The 14,542-nt window shown below is 62.3% G+C and carries 14 protein-coding genes; 10 read left to right on the top strand and 4 right to left on the bottom strand.

Features of this window, described 5'->3' with window-relative positions:
• Positions 1-11: 11 nt before the first annotated feature.
• The 3 genes from hflK to LXM96_RS05320 all read left to right on the top strand — a co-directional run bounded on the left by hflK (position 12) and on the right by LXM96_RS05320 (position 3,999).
• A complete protein-coding gene (gene hflK / locus LXM96_RS05310; protein WP_239997347.1) occupies positions 12-1,121 on the top strand; it encodes an FtsH protease activity modulator HflK in 1,110 nt (369 codons plus the stop codon).
• Positions 1,118-2,134: a protease modulator HflC gene (hflC, locus tag LXM96_RS05315; RefSeq protein ID WP_239997349.1), complete on the top strand. Its 1,017-nt coding sequence runs from the start codon at positions 1,118-1,120 to the stop codon at positions 2,132-2,134. Before hflK ends, hflC begins: the two co-directional genes overlap by 4 nt.
• Before the next feature lie 158 nt (positions 2,135-2,292).
• Positions 2,293-3,999 carry a Do family serine endopeptidase gene (locus LXM96_RS05320; RefSeq protein ID WP_239997353.1) on the top strand — a complete coding sequence of 569 codons (1,707 nt, stop codon included), beginning with the start codon at positions 2,293-2,295 and terminating at the stop codon, positions 3,997-3,999.
• Here LXM96_RS05320 and LXM96_RS05325 read toward each other — a convergent pair whose 3' ends face one another.
• A complete protein-coding gene (locus LXM96_RS05325; RefSeq protein ID WP_239997354.1) occupies positions 4,000-4,578 on the bottom strand; it encodes a GNAT family N-acetyltransferase in 579 nt (192 codons plus the stop codon).
• The gene (gene serB, locus LXM96_RS05330; protein WP_239997355.1) at positions 4,575-5,465 is read right to left on the bottom strand and encodes a phosphoserine phosphatase SerB; all 891 of its coding nucleotides are present in this window, start codon (positions 5,463-5,465) and stop codon (positions 4,575-4,577) included. Before serB ends, LXM96_RS05325 begins: the two co-directional genes overlap by 4 nt.
• Between serB and miaA the strand changes: the two genes are divergently transcribed.
• Entirely contained in the window at positions 5,466-6,380 is a 915-nt protein-coding gene (miaA, locus tag LXM96_RS05335) for a tRNA (adenosine(37)-N6)-dimethylallyltransferase MiaA (RefSeq protein WP_239997356.1), read from the top strand.
• On the opposite strand, the gene LXM96_RS05340 is transcribed toward miaA, so the two are convergent.
• Entirely contained in the window at positions 6,365-8,440 is a 2,076-nt protein-coding gene (locus tag LXM96_RS05340; protein WP_239997357.1) for an ATP-binding protein, read from the bottom strand. The genes miaA and LXM96_RS05340 overlap by 16 nt on opposite strands.
• A gap of 369 nt (positions 8,441-8,809) precedes the next feature.
• Here LXM96_RS05340 and LXM96_RS05345 point away from each other — a divergent pair, with 369 nt between their 5' ends.
• Both LXM96_RS05345 and ilvN read left to right on the top strand, forming a co-directional pair.
• A complete protein-coding gene (locus LXM96_RS05345; RefSeq protein WP_262913520.1) occupies positions 8,810-10,588 on the top strand; it encodes an acetolactate synthase 3 large subunit in 1,779 nt (592 codons plus the stop codon).
• A gap of 42 nt (positions 10,589-10,630) precedes the next feature.
• Positions 10,631-11,203, top strand: coding sequence for an acetolactate synthase small subunit (gene ilvN / locus LXM96_RS05350; RefSeq protein WP_239997358.1), 573 nt, complete (start codon positions 10,631-10,633; stop codon positions 11,201-11,203).
• Here the strand turns inward: ilvN and LXM96_RS05355 are convergent, their stop codons facing one another.
• Positions 11,204-12,052: an aldo/keto reductase gene (locus tag LXM96_RS05355; RefSeq protein WP_239997359.1), complete on the bottom strand. Its 849-nt coding sequence runs from the start codon at positions 12,050-12,052 to the stop codon at positions 11,204-11,206.
• A 157-nt stretch (positions 12,053-12,209) separates the two neighbouring features.
• Here LXM96_RS05355 and LXM96_RS05360 point away from each other — a divergent pair, with 157 nt between their 5' ends.
• Genes LXM96_RS05360 through LXM96_RS05375 form a run of 4 tightly spaced genes read left to right on the top strand, consistent with a single transcriptional unit; the run spans position 12,210 to position 14,467 of the window.
• Positions 12,210-12,803 (top strand): LysE family translocator, encoded by a 594-nt coding sequence (locus LXM96_RS05360; RefSeq protein WP_239997360.1) that lies wholly within the window; start codon positions 12,210-12,212, stop codon positions 12,801-12,803.
• Between the two features lie 11 nt (positions 12,804-12,814).
• Positions 12,815-13,453: a nitrile hydratase subunit alpha gene (nthA, locus tag LXM96_RS05365; RefSeq protein ID WP_239997361.1), complete on the top strand. Its 639-nt coding sequence runs from the start codon at positions 12,815-12,817 to the stop codon at positions 13,451-13,453.
• Positions 13,450-14,109, top strand: a complete 660-nt coding sequence (nthB, locus tag LXM96_RS05370) for a nitrile hydratase subunit beta (protein WP_239997362.1) — start codon at positions 13,450-13,452, stop codon at positions 14,107-14,109. The genes nthA and nthB overlap by 4 nt, the downstream gene beginning before the upstream one ends.
• Positions 14,096-14,467: a nitrile hydratase accessory protein gene (locus LXM96_RS05375; protein ID WP_239997363.1), complete on the top strand. Its 372-nt coding sequence runs from the start codon at positions 14,096-14,098 to the stop codon at positions 14,465-14,467. The genes nthB and LXM96_RS05375 overlap by 14 nt, the downstream gene beginning before the upstream one ends.
• The last annotated feature ends 75 nt before the right edge of the window (positions 14,468-14,542 follow it).

Below are 14,542 nucleotides of genomic sequence, written 5' to 3' on the forward strand. Positions count from 1 at the left end.
AAGAGGTTTTGATGCCCTGGAGCAATCAGAATGGCGGCGGCGGTCCATGGGGCGGCGGCGGCGGTAACAATCAGGGCCCTTGGGGCGGCGGTGGCGGTGGCCCCAACCGTCCACGCGGTGGTGGTGGAAACGGTGGGCCGCCAGATCTAGAGGATATTATAAGGCGGAGCCAAGACCGTCTTCGCGGCGTTGTCCCTGGTGGTTTCAACGGCGGCGTGGTGGTCATCATCGCCCTGGTGGTCGTGGCGTTTCTGGCGATCCAGTCGGTCTATACCGTGCAGCCAGATGAACGTGGCGTTGAGCTCCGTTTTGGCAAACCCAAGGAAGAGGTTGCCATGCCGGGCCTGCACTTCCATTTCTGGCCGTTCGAAACCGTCGAGATCGTAAAGGTCACCGAACAGCAGCAGAACATCGGTGCTGCAGGAAGCACGCAGTCGAGCGCCGGCCTCATGCTGTCTGGCGACCAGAATATCGTCAACGTCCAGTTTTCGGTCCTATTTACCGTCAGCGATCCGAAGAACTACCTCTTCAACCTCGAGAATCCGGCGGGAACGCTTCAGCAGGTCGCGGAGAGCGCCATGCGCGAAGTCGTCGGACGCCGTCCCGCGGAAGACATCTTCCGCAACAACCGTGAGGACATCTCCACGGAGGTCCGTGCGATCATTCAAGGGACCATGGACACCTATGGGGCAGGCATCTCGATCAACGCGGTTCCGATCGAAGACGCTGCGCCGCCGCGCGAGGTTGCGGACGCCTTCGAAGAGGTGCAACGCGCCGAGCAGGACGAAGATCGCTTCGTCGAGGAGGCCAATCAATATGCCAATCAGCGGCTAGGTCAGGCTCGCGGACAGGCTGCGCAGATCCGCGAAGAGGCGGCTGCCTACAAGGATCGCGTCGTGAATGAGGCACAGGGTGAGGCTCAGCGCTTCATTTCCATCTACAACGAGTATGCCACTGCGCCTGAAGTGACGCGGCAGCGGATATTCCTGGAAACCATGGAAGCCGTGCTGAAAAACTCCAACAAGATCATCATCGAGGAGCAGCAGGGTGTCGTCCCCTACCTCCCTCTCAATGAAATCAACCGTACAGCAGGCCAGCAGCAGCAGGGAGGCAACCAATGAGTTCGAACCGTCTCCCGGCGATCCTCATCGCCATCGCCCTGGTTTTCTTCCTGGTGTACTCCTCCGTTTTCGTGGTGAACGAGCGAGAACAGGCCATCGTCGTTCGATTCGGTGAAATCCAGGATGTGAAGACGGAGCCTGGCTTGTATTTCAAGCTTCCCTTCGCTTTCATGGATGCCGACCGCGTTCAATATGTTGAGGATCGGGCACTGCGCTTTGACCTGGACGACATCCGCGTCCAGGTGCGAGGTGGCGCGTTCTATGAAGTCGATGCTTTCGTCGTCTATGCGATCAGCGATCCACGTCTGTTCCGCGAAACCGTCTCGGGTGACCGCGAGGCGGCCGAAGCGCGGCTTCGGACTCGACTCGATGCCGCCCTACGGCGCGTTTATGGTCTGCGGAATTTCGACGCAGCACTCTCTGACGAGCGCTCGCAGATGATGCAGGAGGTTCATTCTCAACTTCGGGTGGCTGCGGAAAGTCTTGGGCTAACGGTGCGTGACGTCCGTATCCGTCGCACCGATCTGACGCAGGAGGTATCGCAGCAGACCTACGAGCGAATGAAGGCGGAACGTCTTGCTGAGGCGGAACTGATCCGTGCGCGGGGTAACGAACAAGGCCAGACGCGGCGCGCGATCGCCGACCGCCAGGTTGTCGAATTCGTATCGGCGGCGCAGCGGGATGCGGAGATCATCCGCGGTGAAGGCGATGCCGAGCGCACTCAGATCTTCGGGGAAGCCTTCGGTCGCGATCCGGAATTCTTCGACTTCTACAGGTCGATGCGCGCTTATGTGGCCTCGCTGGTCGATACAGGAACGACCTTGGTCATGTCCCCCGACTCGGCGTTCTTCAAGTTCCTGAACAGCCCGGAAGCGGCAATTGCCGCCGACACCGCGCGGCCCGATGTGACGGGTGGTGCAGGCGCCCCGGCCGATCCGGCTGCAACCCCTGGTGATCCTGCAGTGCCGCCAAGTCAGTCCGGTATCGTGCCGGCACCAGGTACAGGGGGCTGATACGGAAGAGGCGGCTTCGGCCGCCTTTTTTCATCTTGCTGCAGCCTGCGGGCAGCCCCTCACGACAGCGTCAGTTTCTACGGTCTTCATTCCGCCCTATGTTGCGGCAAGAGTCCGAAGCGGCCGCCCGCAGGGAGGCAGATAGAAGGGGAGGCCACATGGCTTATACGGTTTCAACGTCGTTCACGCGCGCGGCAGCGATCATTGCCATCGTAGCCTTGACTGCGGACGCGTCGGCGCAGACCCAGGGGCCGCCGGCTGGCTTGTCGCCTGAGGCACCTGCAGGTCCTTCCACCGAATCATCGCCGGGGACGGGCGCGCCATCGGTCTCTCCCGAGGAGGGATCACCCGCTGCCAATCCTCGCCTTGCTCCAGAGGAGATGTTGCCCGCGCCGCCGACCGCCAGTCCCACGGTCGAAATCCAGCCATCGCCTGGCTCGGCGGCCAGCTCTGGTCCGGGCTCGGTTGCAGACCTTGCTCAAGGGCTGCTCGACGCCGTCGTCAACATATCCACCTCTCAAAGCGTGGCAAACCAAGGCGCCGGCCCGCAGGCGCCGCAGACGCCTGATGGCGCTCCCTTCGAGGAATTCTTCGACGACTTCTTCGACGGTGACGGAGGTGAGGGCGGCAACCAGCGGGTAAATTCGCTTGGCTCCGGCTTCGTTATCGACCCCTCAGGCTATGTGGTGACCAACAACCATGTGATCGAGGACGCCGACGATATTGAGGTTGTCTTCCCCAATGGCAGCAAACTGAAGGCTGAATTGGTCGGAACTGACCCCAAGACTGACCTGTCTGTGCTCAAGGTGGAGCCTAAGGCGCCGCTCGCGGCGGTTCGCTTCGGCGATTCGCGGCAGATGCGGATCGGCGACTGGGTGATGGCTATCGGCAATCCCTTCGGCCTCGGCGGCTCTGTGACCTTGGGCATCATTTCGGCGCGCGGCCGCAACATCAATGCCGGTCCATACGACAACTTCATCCAGACGGATGCAGCCATCAACAAGGGCAATTCGGGGGGGCCGCTGTTCAACATGCATGGCGAGGTCATAGGCATCAACACGGCGATCATCTCGCCGTCCGGCGGCTCCATCGGCATCGGATTTGCAGTTCCGACCGAGCTTGCAGAAAACATCGTCAATCAACTGATCGAATTCGGTGAGACCCGTCGCGGCTGGCTTGGCGTGCGCATCCAACCCGTGACGGACGAGGTGGTTGAGAGCCTCGGACTTGACCGCGCGCGCGGTGCGCTGGTTTCGGGCGTGGTCGAGGGCGGACCGATAACCAACGGCGAGATCAAGGCCGGCGACGTAATCCTGCGGTTCGATGGTCAGGCCGTGGGCGAGATGCGCGACCTGCCGCGCATCGTGGCCGAGAGCGCTGTCGGCAAGGAGGTCGACGTCGTCGTCCTGCGCGATGGTGAGGAGCAGACCGTGAAGGTGACGCTCGGGCGGCTGGAGGACAGTACCGACGAATTGGCGCAGACGGATGAGGAGTCTGTCGAGCCCAATGATGGCCAAGCGACGGAAGACGAGGGGACTGAACAGCAGGATAGCGTCGAGCAGGGGCCGGCGGAAATCCTTGGCATGACGATTGCGGCGCTCGACGAGGATCAGCGCCAGGCCTTCGGTATTGCGGAAAGCGTTGAGGGCGTTGTGATTACGGCCGTCGCGGAGGGATCGAACGCGGCCGAGAAGGGCTTGAAGCCCGGCGACGTCATCGTCGAAGTGGGCCAGGACTTTGTCGACGGACCAGCGGCGGTGAGCGAGCGTGTGGATGCGCTAAAATCCGAAGGGCGGCGCAACGCCCATCTGATGGTCGCGGACCCGACCGGCGCTTTGCGATTCGTTGCAGTGCCGGTGGAATGATCAGGTGGTAGAGACACCGTCCGCCACGGCGGCATAGACGACGTGGCGCTTCAGGTGCGGATGGGTATCCGGCACCCGCGGATGGCTGAAGTCCATGTCGCGGCACCGGCGCATGCCGATCCGCTCCATCACTGCCGTCGACCGGCGATTTGCTTCTACTGCGAAGGCGAGGACGGCGGGGACAGCCTTCTCACGGAAAGCCAGATCGAGCAGTGCGCGGCCGGCTTCCGTCACATAACCATGTCCCCAGAAGCGGGTGGCAAGCCGCCAGCCGATCTCTACCGTCTCGGTGGGAAAGATTTCGGGCATGTTGGCCAGCGAGAGGCCGCAGAAGCCGATGGGCTCGCCGGTGTCCTTTACCTCAAGGGCGTAGAAGCCGAGGCCAGTCGCCTGGATGGAGCCGTTGATCCTTTCGAGCAGCGCATCAGCTTCGTCGTGGCTGCGGCGGAAGGTGAAGAACTCCATGACCTTGCTGTCCGCGTTGATCTCGCGAAAGAGGTCGCGGTCGCTCTCGATCCAGCTGCGGACCAGAAGTCGTTCGGTCTCGAGGATAATCCATGGTTTGTCGGTCAGCGTCATGGCATGACGAAGTCCGTCTTGCGGTAGCCCTGGATATAGAGGAGGGCGGTGAGGTCGCTGTGGTCGAGGCGCATGCGCGCCTGTGCGGCAACCGTCGGCTTGGCGTGCAGGGCGACGCCGGAGCCGGCGAGGTTCAGCATTCCCAGGTCGTTTGCGCCGTCGCCAACGGCGATGACATCATCCGTGGAGATGCCGAGGCGGGTAGAGATGTCATTCACCGCGTCGATCTTCGCCTGCTTGCCAAGGATTGGTTCGGCGACTTCACCGGTGAGGATGCCGTCGTCCGCGAGCAGGAGGTTGGCGCGGTTCTCGTCGAAGCCGAGGCGGGCGGCGATCGGATCGGTGAAGACGGTGAAGCCGCCGGAGACGAGCGCGGTATAGCAGCCCCTAGCCTTCATGGTCGCGATCAGTTCCGGGCCGCCGGAGGTGAGCGTGATGCGTTTGGCGATGACGTCGTCGACGACGGACAGCGGCAGACCTTTCAGAAGTGCCACGCGCTCGCGCAGCGCCGGTTCGAAGGCGATCTCACCGTTCATCGCACGCGCCGTGATGGCGGCGACCTTAGCCTTCAGCCCCACCACATCAGCCAACTCGTCGATGCATTCCTGGCCGATCATGGTGGAATCCATGTCGGCGATCAGGAAGCGCTTGCGGCGGGTTTCCGCCTCCTGCATCACGAGATCGATCGGCTGGCTCGCGACAACCGCCTGTAGCTTGGCCTCGGCGGCGGCCGCGTCTGTCCCATCGCGCAGGACGATGTCGCAGGCAATGCCGTCGGCCAGCCAGTAGAGCCCTGCCGCCTGCACGACCTCTGCGGCGCGTTCTCCGAGGGAGGGCACGAGGACGGGATTTGACGGATGGGCGATGAGCGTGGCAACGAGAGCCATATGAGCGACCTTGCAAGAGACTGCGACGCGATCCTGATAACGGGCCCGACTGCCAGCGGCAAGTCGGCGCTCGCCCTTCAGCTGGCCGCAGAGATGGATGGCGTCGTGGTGAACGCCGACAGCATGCAGGTCTACGAGACCCTGAGGGTGCTGACGGCACGCCCGGCAGAGGAAGAGATGGAAGGCATCCCGCACTACCTTTACGGGACGGTGCCAGCGACGACCGTTCATTCGACCGGTGCCTGGCTGCGAGACGTGGCGGCGCTTCTCCCACGCCTGAAGGCGGAGGGGCGGCTTCCGGTCCTTGTTGGAGGCACGGGACTTTACTTCAAGGCGCTGACGGGTGGTCTATCCGACATGCCGGAGATCTCGCAGGAGATCCGCTGCCGCGTTCGGCTGAGGCTGAAAGAGGAGGGTGCTGAGTCCTTGTATCGGGACCTCGCCGCACGGGATGCCCCGATGGCAAAAGCACTGGAACCTGGTGATGGCCAACGGATCGTACGGGCGCTAGAGGTGCTGGAGGAAACCGGCCGCTCGCTTTCCGACTTCCAGGGGAAAGCCGGCCCGGTGATCGTCAACCCGCAGCGGGCGCGGAAGATCGTCGTGCTGCCGGAACGGGAGGTGTTGCGACGACGGATTGATCAGCGTTTTGAGCAGATGTTCGACAACGGTGCCGTGGCGGAAGTGCAGACTTTGCTTGCTCTTGATCCCGATCCGGACCTCCCTGCGATGAAGGCGATCGGGGTTGCGCAGATCGCTGAGATGCTTGCTGGTCGGATTACGCCGCAGGAGGTCGTGGAGCGGGCCTCCGCTCTCACGCGGCAGTACGCCAAGCGCCAGATGACTTGGTTTCGCAACCAGATGGACGAAAGCTGGAGGAGGATAGATCCTGCCGATCCTCACTCCCTGTCGTAGAGGCTGCTGAGCGGCTTCTTCAGAAGGCTCTCTCGCAAGGAGCCTTCGCGGCGTAGCGTCGTGGAGCGAAGGCTTTCGCCGCCCAACGGGCGGTAGCCGGACGAGGAGCGGTCTAGGTTCTCCTCCGGTGAAAGGCCGGAGGGGCGCTCGTAGAGTGATGGCCGTGGCGCCTCAGATACTCGTGGGCGCGGAAGCATATCCGGGCGGTATGGCTCCGGCCGTGCGGGACCAGGGGAAGAGGCGCGACTGTGGTGGCCCGCATTGACGTCGCTCGCCCAGCGGTCAAGCTCTGTCTCCGTCGGAATACTCGGCTGATCCGGTGCAGCATCCTCTCCCACATCCTCGCACTCGTCGTAGGTGCCTTGATCGAAGCCCTGCTTGAACGTCGCGATGTCCGGGCCGTTGATCGAGCGCATGCGCGCCACAACGGTCCGCAGGTCGACAGTATCAGGGGTGTCCTCGTCCCCCTTGTTGGCGACACCATGAGCTTTTGGCAGATATTTCTGCTCGACGCGGGCAAAGCGCATCCGCATCGGGACCGAGATCGCCTCGCCGAAGGCAATCGCTTCGCCGTTGCCGATCGAGGACAGGAAGCTCGTCGTGGAGATCGAGGAGTTCGGGATGGCCGAACGGATGATTTCCTGGTCCCGGTCGTTTGCGAGCCGCATGGCAAAGAGGGTGGAACACTGCGACAGGATAGTCTGGTCGAGTTCACCCGGACGCTGAGTGATGACCCCGAGCGACACGCCGTATTTGCGGCCTTCCTTGGCGATGCGGGCAATTGCCTGCCGGGTCGGGAAGAAGCCGCGTTCTGCGTCCGCGGGGACGTAGCGGTGCGCTTCTTCGCAGACAACCAGCATGTGGATCGCGCCATTGCTCCACAGCGCCAGTTCGAACGCCATGCGGCATAGAATCGATGCAACCGAATTGACCACCTCGGAGGGGATGCCAGCCAGTTGGAAAGTAGAGATCGGCCTGTCCCCGCCGGGAATGCGGAAGATGTGCGCGATCGTCTCCATGATCGTATCTTGAATCGTATTGTTGGAGAACATGAAGTGATAGCGTGGATCATTGATTGCTGACATCACGCGCATCTTCAGCGTTCGCAACACGGGCTTTTCGCCGCGGCCTTCGAGGCGGCCGATGCGTTCGTCGATCAACGCCAGGAGGTCGGCCATCCTGTAGGGAACCGGGGTGTCGGCGGTGATGGAGCTCTTTTCGGTGCTGCGGCGCATGAGGCTCGAATCGCCGCCCCGAAAGGATCGCTTCGCTTCAGGAATGAGGTCGCGGAGGATATCCAGTTCTTCCGGTATCGACGGACGTCCGCGGTAGAGAACCTCGGCGAATTCTTCCAGCTTCATCAGCCAGAAGGGAAGGTCCAATGTATCGGTATCGATGACGACCGCATGTTCCGGAAACGCGGCCGCAAATTCGTTGTGCGGATCAAGAATCAGCACCCTGAGCTTCGGGTCCGCCTCGATTGCCTTGTGGAGCAGCAGTGAGACGGCCGTCGATTTGCCGACGCCGGTGGAGCCAACGATTGCGAAATGCTTCGACAGCATGGACGGGATGTGGATCGTTGCGTCGATCGTCTCATCTTGGGTAAGCTTGCCGATGACGCAGGTGTCATTCTTGCCGGTGTCATAGATGCGCAGCAGATCGGAGGCGCGGATCCGGTGGGCGACGGCTCCGAGGTAGGGATAGCGCGAAATCCCGCCGGAAAATTCTTCACGGCCGTCGTCACCGACCCGGACTTCGCCCAAGAGCTCAGCCTCGATCCGAAACTCGTTGTTTTCACGCTCTCCCCACGTGTGTTTGTCGGTGTTCATGGAGTAGGCGAGCGCGACTACGCGGTTGCGGCCGACATTGATGGAGATGAGGCGCCCGACCGACCACAGTTCAGTGAGGTCCGTTTCCCCGAGTTCGGCAATGGCTGCGATGGTAGCGCGCGAGCCGTTGCAGGCCACGACACGGCCAAGCATTCGGTTGCCAGCCCGGTGGGAGTCTCGGCGGTCGTGTTCGCCAGCAGAAACGGAACGGTGCAAATCGTTGTTCAGCAAGACGTCTCCCATTCATAGGGTGACGGTATGGTCCAGCCACCCCGCCGCATCAGACATTTGGGCAAGCTAATAGAGCGCGCTTAACAAGTGGTGTAGGCTCACACCAGCCTTAGGTGAGGGGGCAGAAAGACGAGCTATCGCAATTTCTGGTCCCGTTCGCGTTGACGACGCGCAACAATCTGTCTAACACTTCGTCCCATGAGAATTTCAAACGGACTTATCGTGGTGGGAAGGCGCATGGGCAGGATGGGGTGACCATCCGGCGTTAGCCACCCATGCGCGAACACAGGCTCCTCAAGGGGCCTTTTTTTATGCCCGAAACACAGCATACACATCCAAAGCAGACAGCAGCAGCGAATGGACCAGGACATGACGGATAGCAACAATCAGATGACCGGCGCGGAAATCGTTCTGAGAGCGCTGAAGGACAATGGCGTAGAGCACATTTTCGGCTATCCCGGCGGTGCCGTCCTGCCCATCTATGACGAGATCTTTCAGCAGGAGGATATCCAGCACATTCTTGTTCGCCACGAACAGGGTGCCGGCCACGCAGCGGAAGGCTATGCCCGCTCCACCGGAAAGGTTGGCGTCATGCTGGTCACGTCCGGTCCGGGCGCCACAAACGCTGTGACGCCGCTGCAGGATGCGCTGATGGATTCCGTCCCGCTGGTTTGTCTGTCCGGTCAGGTGCCGACGACGCTGATCGGCTCCGATGCTTTCCAGGAATGCGATACCGTCGGCATCACCCGGCCTTGCACAAAGCACAATTGGCTGGTCAAGGACGTCAACGAACTGGCAGCAGTCATCCACGAGGCTTTCCGAATTGCGCAAAGCGGCCGGCCGGGGCCGGTTGTCGTCGACATCCCGAAGGACGTCCAGTTCGCCACGGGCACCTACACGCCGCCCGGCGCAGCACCCGTCAACAAGAGCTACACGCCGAAGGTGCAGGGCGATCTCAACGCCATCCAAGCGGCGGTGGAGCTAATGGCGAGCGCGAAGCGGCCGGTTCTCTATACCGGGGGCGGCGTCGTCAATTCCGGACCGGCAGCTTCCCGACTGCTACGCGAGCTGGTTGAGCTGACGAACTTCCCGATCACGTCGACGCTGATGGGGCTTGGGTCCTATCCAGCCTCCGGCAAGAACTGGCTGGGCATGCTCGGCATGCACGGTTCCTACGAGGCGAACATGGCGATGCATGACTGCGACGTCATGGTCTGCATCGGCGCGCGCTTCGACGACCGGATCACGGGACGGCTGAACGCGTTTTCGCCGAACTCGCGCAAGATCCACGTCGACATCGACCCGTCTTCGATCAACAAGAATGTTCGCGTCGACGTGCCGATCCTCGGCGACGTCGGCCGCGTGCTTGAAGACATGGTGCGTCTGTGGCGGGCACTGCCGAAGAAGCCCGAGAAGAGCCAGACGCAGGAGTGGCACGAGAGCATCGATCGCTGGCGCGGGCGCAACTCGTTTGCCTTCAAGCCCTCCAACGACGTGATCATGCCGCAGCATGCGATCCAGCGTCTCTACGAACTCTCTAAGGGACGGGAAACCTATGTCACCACGGAAGTTGGCCAGCACCAGATGTGGGCGGCGCAGTTCTTCGGTTTCGAAGAGCCAAACCGGTGGATGACCTCCGGTGGTCTGGGGACCATGGGCTACGGCTTGCCGGCGGCGATCGGGGTCCAGGTTGCGCATCCCGACGCGCTTGTCATCGACATTGCCGGCGACGCCTCCATCCAGATGTGTATCCAGGAAATGTCCTGCGCCATCCAGTATAATTTGCCGGTCAAGATCTTCATCCTGAACAACCAGTATATGGGCATGGTGCGCCAGTGGCAGCAGTTGCTGCACGGCAACCGTTTGTCGAATTCCTATACGGAGGCCATGCCGGACTTCGTCAAGCTGGCGGAAGCCTACGGCGCCGTCGGCATGTATTGCGACGATCCGAAGGAGCTCGACGAAAAGATCGAGGAAATGATCGCAGTCAAGAAGCCGGTGATCTTCGACTGCCGCGTCGCCAACCTTGCCAACTGCTTCCCGATGATCCCGTCCGGCAAAGCCCATAACGAGATGTTGCTGCCGGACGAAGCAACCGACGATGTGGTTGCCAATGCCATTGACGCGAAGGGACGGCAACTTGTCTGAGATGTTATCTCAAGCAGTTTCTCAAAGAATGGACGCAAGAACATGAACGCACATCAACTTCCGACAGGCTCGGCTTATTTCATCGCGCCCGAGACGGCAAAGGCGGAGAACCACACGCTCTCTGTTCTCGTCAGCAACGAGCCCGGCGTGCTGGCCCGCGTCATCGGTCTGTTTTCCGGCCGCGGCTACAACATCGAAAGCCTGACCGTTTCGGAAACGGAGCATGAGGCGCATTTGTCGCGCATCACTATCGTGACGCGGGGGACGCCGGCGGTTCTCGAGCAGATCAAGGCGCAGCTCGAGCGCATCGTGCCGGTGCACCGGGTGGTGGACCTGACCGTGCGGGCGAAGGATCTGGGTCAGGAGCGGCCCATCGAGCGGGAGGTGGCACTGATCAAGGTGGTGGGATCGGGCGAACACCGTGCCGAAACCCTTCGTCTCGCCGACGCTTTCCAAGCGAAGGTGGTGGATGCCACCGTGGAGCACTTCATCCTCGAGATGACGGGCAAGTCCTCCAAGATCGACCAGTTCGTGGCGATTCTGAAGCCGCTCGGCCTGATCGAGATCTGCCGCACCGGGATTGCGGCCATGAACCGTGGGCCGCAAGGCATGTGATCAGAGCATGGCGAGCGGCATCTTCTTCGCCGGTGGTGGGAAGGCAGCGTCGAGCGCCTGCAGATCTTCCTCCGTCAGCTCCAGTTGTGCCGCCTCGCGATTTTCCGCGACGCGGTTGGTGTTGGCGGATTTCGGGATGGCAATGACGCCGTCCCGCTCCAGCAGGAACGCGAGCGCCACCTGCGCCGGGGTCGCCTGATAGGCCTTCGCAATGCGTGCCAGCACCTCGCTGCGGATCAGCCGGCCCTGCTCGATGGGTGAATAGGCCATGACAGCGATGCCCCGCTCCTGGCACCAGGGCAGGAGATCGTATTCGACGCCGCGCCGCGAGAGGTTGTAGAGCACCTGATTGGCGGCGCAGTTCTCGCCGCCCGGTACATCCATCAGTTCCTGCATGTCGTCGAGGTCGAAATTGGAAACGCCCCAGCCGCCGATCCTTCCCTGGTGGCGGAGCTCCTCGAAGGCAGCAATGGTTTCTGCAAGCGGATGTTCACCCCGCCAGTGGAGCAGGTAGAGGTCGAGGCGGTCGGTGCGCAGCCGCTCAAGGCTCCTATCGCAGGCGGCGATGGCCCCTTCGCGGCTGGCATTCCACGGATAGACCTTGCTGACGAGGAAGACGTCGTCGCGGCGGCCCGCAATTGCCTCGCCGACGATCTCCTCGGCGCCGCCTTCGGCATACATCTCGGCAGTATCGATCAGCGTCAAACCAAGGTCGATGCCCGCCTGCAGCGCCGCGACTTCCTGGGCCGCTTGCGCAGGATCCTCGCCCATGTGCCAGGTGCCGAGCCCGAGCGCCCGGACAGTCGCGCCGGACGTGAGGGTGACGGACGGGAGGGTGTCGTGGATCATGTTTGGTCGCTCCTGGTGATAAAGCATAGATAAGGCGTACCGCCTTGCTGCCAAGCCTGCTTGATGGGACCAGCAATCGGGCCTAAACCGTTAGAAGGCGATCCGAGCAAACGAGATGGCCGGTATACCGTTCAACGCATTGGCGCCTGGAGAATTCATGCCGCTGGAGACATTTCTGGCCCTGGTCCTGTTTGCGTTCACGACATCGATCACGCCCGGACCCAACAACATGATGCTGTTCGCATCCGGCGTAAACTTCGGTTTCCGCCGCACCATACCGCACATGCTCGGCATCGGAGGGGGATTCCTGTCACTGCTGATCGGCGTCGGCTTCGGCCTCGGTGCGCTGATGCAGAGTGTGCCGCTCGTCTACACGTTGCTGAAATTTGCCGGCGGCGCCTATCTCGTCTGGATCGCCTGGAAGATCGGCACCTCGCGCAGCCTTTCGGAAGGGAAGGCCGGCGCCCGACCGATGAGCTTCATTGGCGCAGCGGCGTTTCAATGGGTGAACCCGAAGGCGTGGGTGATGGCGGTAACCGCGATGGCCACCTATACCAATCCTGCTGCCTATACGGCGACCGTGCTCATTGTCGGGTTCGCCTTTGCGCTGGTCAATCTGCCGAGTGTTTCCACCTGGGCCGGGTTCGGCTCGGCGCTCCGCGAGTGGCTGTCGGTGCCGGTGCGGCTGAAGTGGTTCAACATAACCATGGCCGTGTTGCTCGTCATCAGCCTTTGGCCGATGCTGAAGTGAGGGAAATGCGGATGAACGATCATCACCACCACCACGACGACCATCACCATCACCACGACAACCGCTATTCGGACATGGAGGCGCGGGTTCGGGCGCTGGAAACGGTGCTGACGGAGAAAGGCCTGGTTGATCCCGCCGCCATCAATGCCATTGTCGAAACCTATGAAACGAAAGTTGGGCCGCGTAACGGCGCGCAGGTGGTTGCCAAGGCCTGGACCGATCCGGTTTACGCCGAATGGCTGCAGCGGGATGCGACGGCGGCGATCGCAAGCCTCGGCTTCACCGGTCGGCAGGGCGAGCACATGCGCGCGGTCTTCAATACGAACGAGACCCACAACCTCGTCGTCTGCACGCTCTGCTCCTGCTATCCCTGGTCGGTGCTTGGCCTGCCGCCCGTCTGGTACAAGGCGCCGGCTTATCGTTCGCGGGCAGTCATCGATCCACGCGGCGTGCTTGACGAGTTTGGCGTGGTGTTGCCGCAGGATACGAAGATCCGCGTGTGGGATTCGACCGCAGAGCTTCGGTATCTGGTGGTTCCACAGCGACCGTCCGGGACGGAGGGGATGAGCGAAGCCGACCTTGCCGATCTCGTGACGCGCGATTCCATGATCGGCACGGGGCTGGCCCTGGCGCCGGAGGCTGCACGATGAACGGCCCGCATGATCTGGGCGGGCAGATGGGATTCGGGCCGGTCGCCCCGGAGCGGGATGAGCCCTATTTTCACGCAGATTGGGAGAAGCGGGCGCTCGGCCTGACGCTTTCGTGCGGTGCGTTCGGGGCCTGGAATATCGACGAGAGCCGGCATGCGCGGGAGAACATCCCGCCGGCCAGCTACCTTTCAGCGAGCTATTACGAAATCTGGATCCGGGCGCTGGAGGTGTTGCTGGAGCGGCATGGATTTGCGGGTGCAGATGAAATTGAGGCCGGCCGGATGCTGCATGCGCCGGCGGCGCCGAAGCGGGTGCTGACGGCCGATATGGTGGCGGGCGTGCTGGCGCGCGGCGGGCCGTGCGACCGGTCGGTCGAGACTGAGCCGAAGTTCGCTGTAAGCGACCGTGTCCGGACGAAGAACTTCCATCCGGCGACCCACACGCGGCTGCCGCGCTATGCGCGAGCCAAGGCCGGTGTTGTCGAGGCGGTGCAAGGCTCGTTCGTCTTCGCCGACGACAATGCTCACGGCCGCGGAGAGAACCCGCAATGGGTCTACACCGTCGTGTTCGATGCGGGTGAGATCTGGGGCGAGGGCGCCGATCCGACACTGACGGTCTCGATCGATGCGTGGGAGAGCTACCTTGAGCGTATGTGAGACCGGATCGACTCTGCTCAAATCACCGGGATTGCCAAAGTCTCCGGAAGGAGATCCGGTGTTTCCCGAGCCGTGGACGGCGGAAGCTTTTGCGATGACGGTGCATCTCCACGAGCGGGGCGTCTTCTCCTGGACGGAATGGGCCGAGGCGCTTTCGACCGAGGTGCACCGGCCGGGGCGCGCCGAAGACGGCAGCGACTATTTCGACTGCTGGGTCGAGGCGCTTTCGGCTCTGCTTGGCGCCAAGGGCATTGCCGATGGCGAGCAGGTCCTCGGCCTGCAGCGGAGCTGGCAGCGGGCGGCCAAAGCGACTCCGCACGGACAACCGATCGAGTTGCGCAACGATCCGCAGCGCTGACCGCAGGCTAGCGGTCTTGATCCTCTTTCGTTCTTTTCGGTTGCGGTGGGATGCAGAATCCTGCCATGTCGCTGC

Origin of the sequence: Rhizobium halophilum (genome assembly GCF_021648825.1) — a bacterium.
GTDB lineage: Bacteria > Pseudomonadota > Alphaproteobacteria > Rhizobiales > Rhizobiaceae > Neorhizobium > Neorhizobium halophilum.

Excerpts from the sequence above, each read along its gene's own strand:
- hflK (WP_239997347.1), top strand. The coding sequence starts at position 12 with ATGCCCTGGAGCAATCAGAATGGCGGCGGCGGTCCATGGGGCGGCGGC.
- hflC (WP_239997349.1), top strand. The coding sequence starts at position 1,118 with ATGAGTTCGAACCGTCTCCCGGCGATCCTCATCGCCATCGCCCTGGTT.
- LXM96_RS05320 (WP_239997353.1), top strand. The coding sequence starts at position 2,293 with ATGGCTTATACGGTTTCAACGTCGTTCACGCGCGCGGCAGCGATCATT.
- LXM96_RS05325 (WP_239997354.1), bottom strand. The coding sequence starts at position 4,578 with ATGACGCTGACCGACAAACCATGGATTATCCTCGAGACCGAACGACTT.
- serB (WP_239997355.1), bottom strand. The coding sequence starts at position 5,465 with ATGGCTCTCGTTGCCACGCTCATCGCCCATCCGTCAAATCCCGTCCTC.
- miaA (WP_239997356.1), top strand. The coding sequence starts at position 5,466 with ATGAGCGACCTTGCAAGAGACTGCGACGCGATCCTGATAACGGGCCCG.
- LXM96_RS05345 (WP_262913520.1), top strand. The coding sequence starts at position 8,810 with ATGACGGATAGCAACAATCAGATGACCGGCGCGGAAATCGTTCTGAGA.
- ilvN (WP_239997358.1), top strand. The coding sequence starts at position 10,631 with ATGAACGCACATCAACTTCCGACAGGCTCGGCTTATTTCATCGCGCCC.
- LXM96_RS05355 (WP_239997359.1), bottom strand. The coding sequence starts at position 12,052 with ATGATCCACGACACCCTCCCGTCCGTCACCCTCACGTCCGGCGCGACT.
- LXM96_RS05360 (WP_239997360.1), top strand. The coding sequence starts at position 12,210 with ATGCCGCTGGAGACATTTCTGGCCCTGGTCCTGTTTGCGTTCACGACA.
- nthA (WP_239997361.1), top strand. The coding sequence starts at position 12,815 with ATGAACGATCATCACCACCACCACGACGACCATCACCATCACCACGAC.
- nthB (WP_239997362.1), top strand. The coding sequence starts at position 13,450 with ATGAACGGCCCGCATGATCTGGGCGGGCAGATGGGATTCGGGCCGGTC.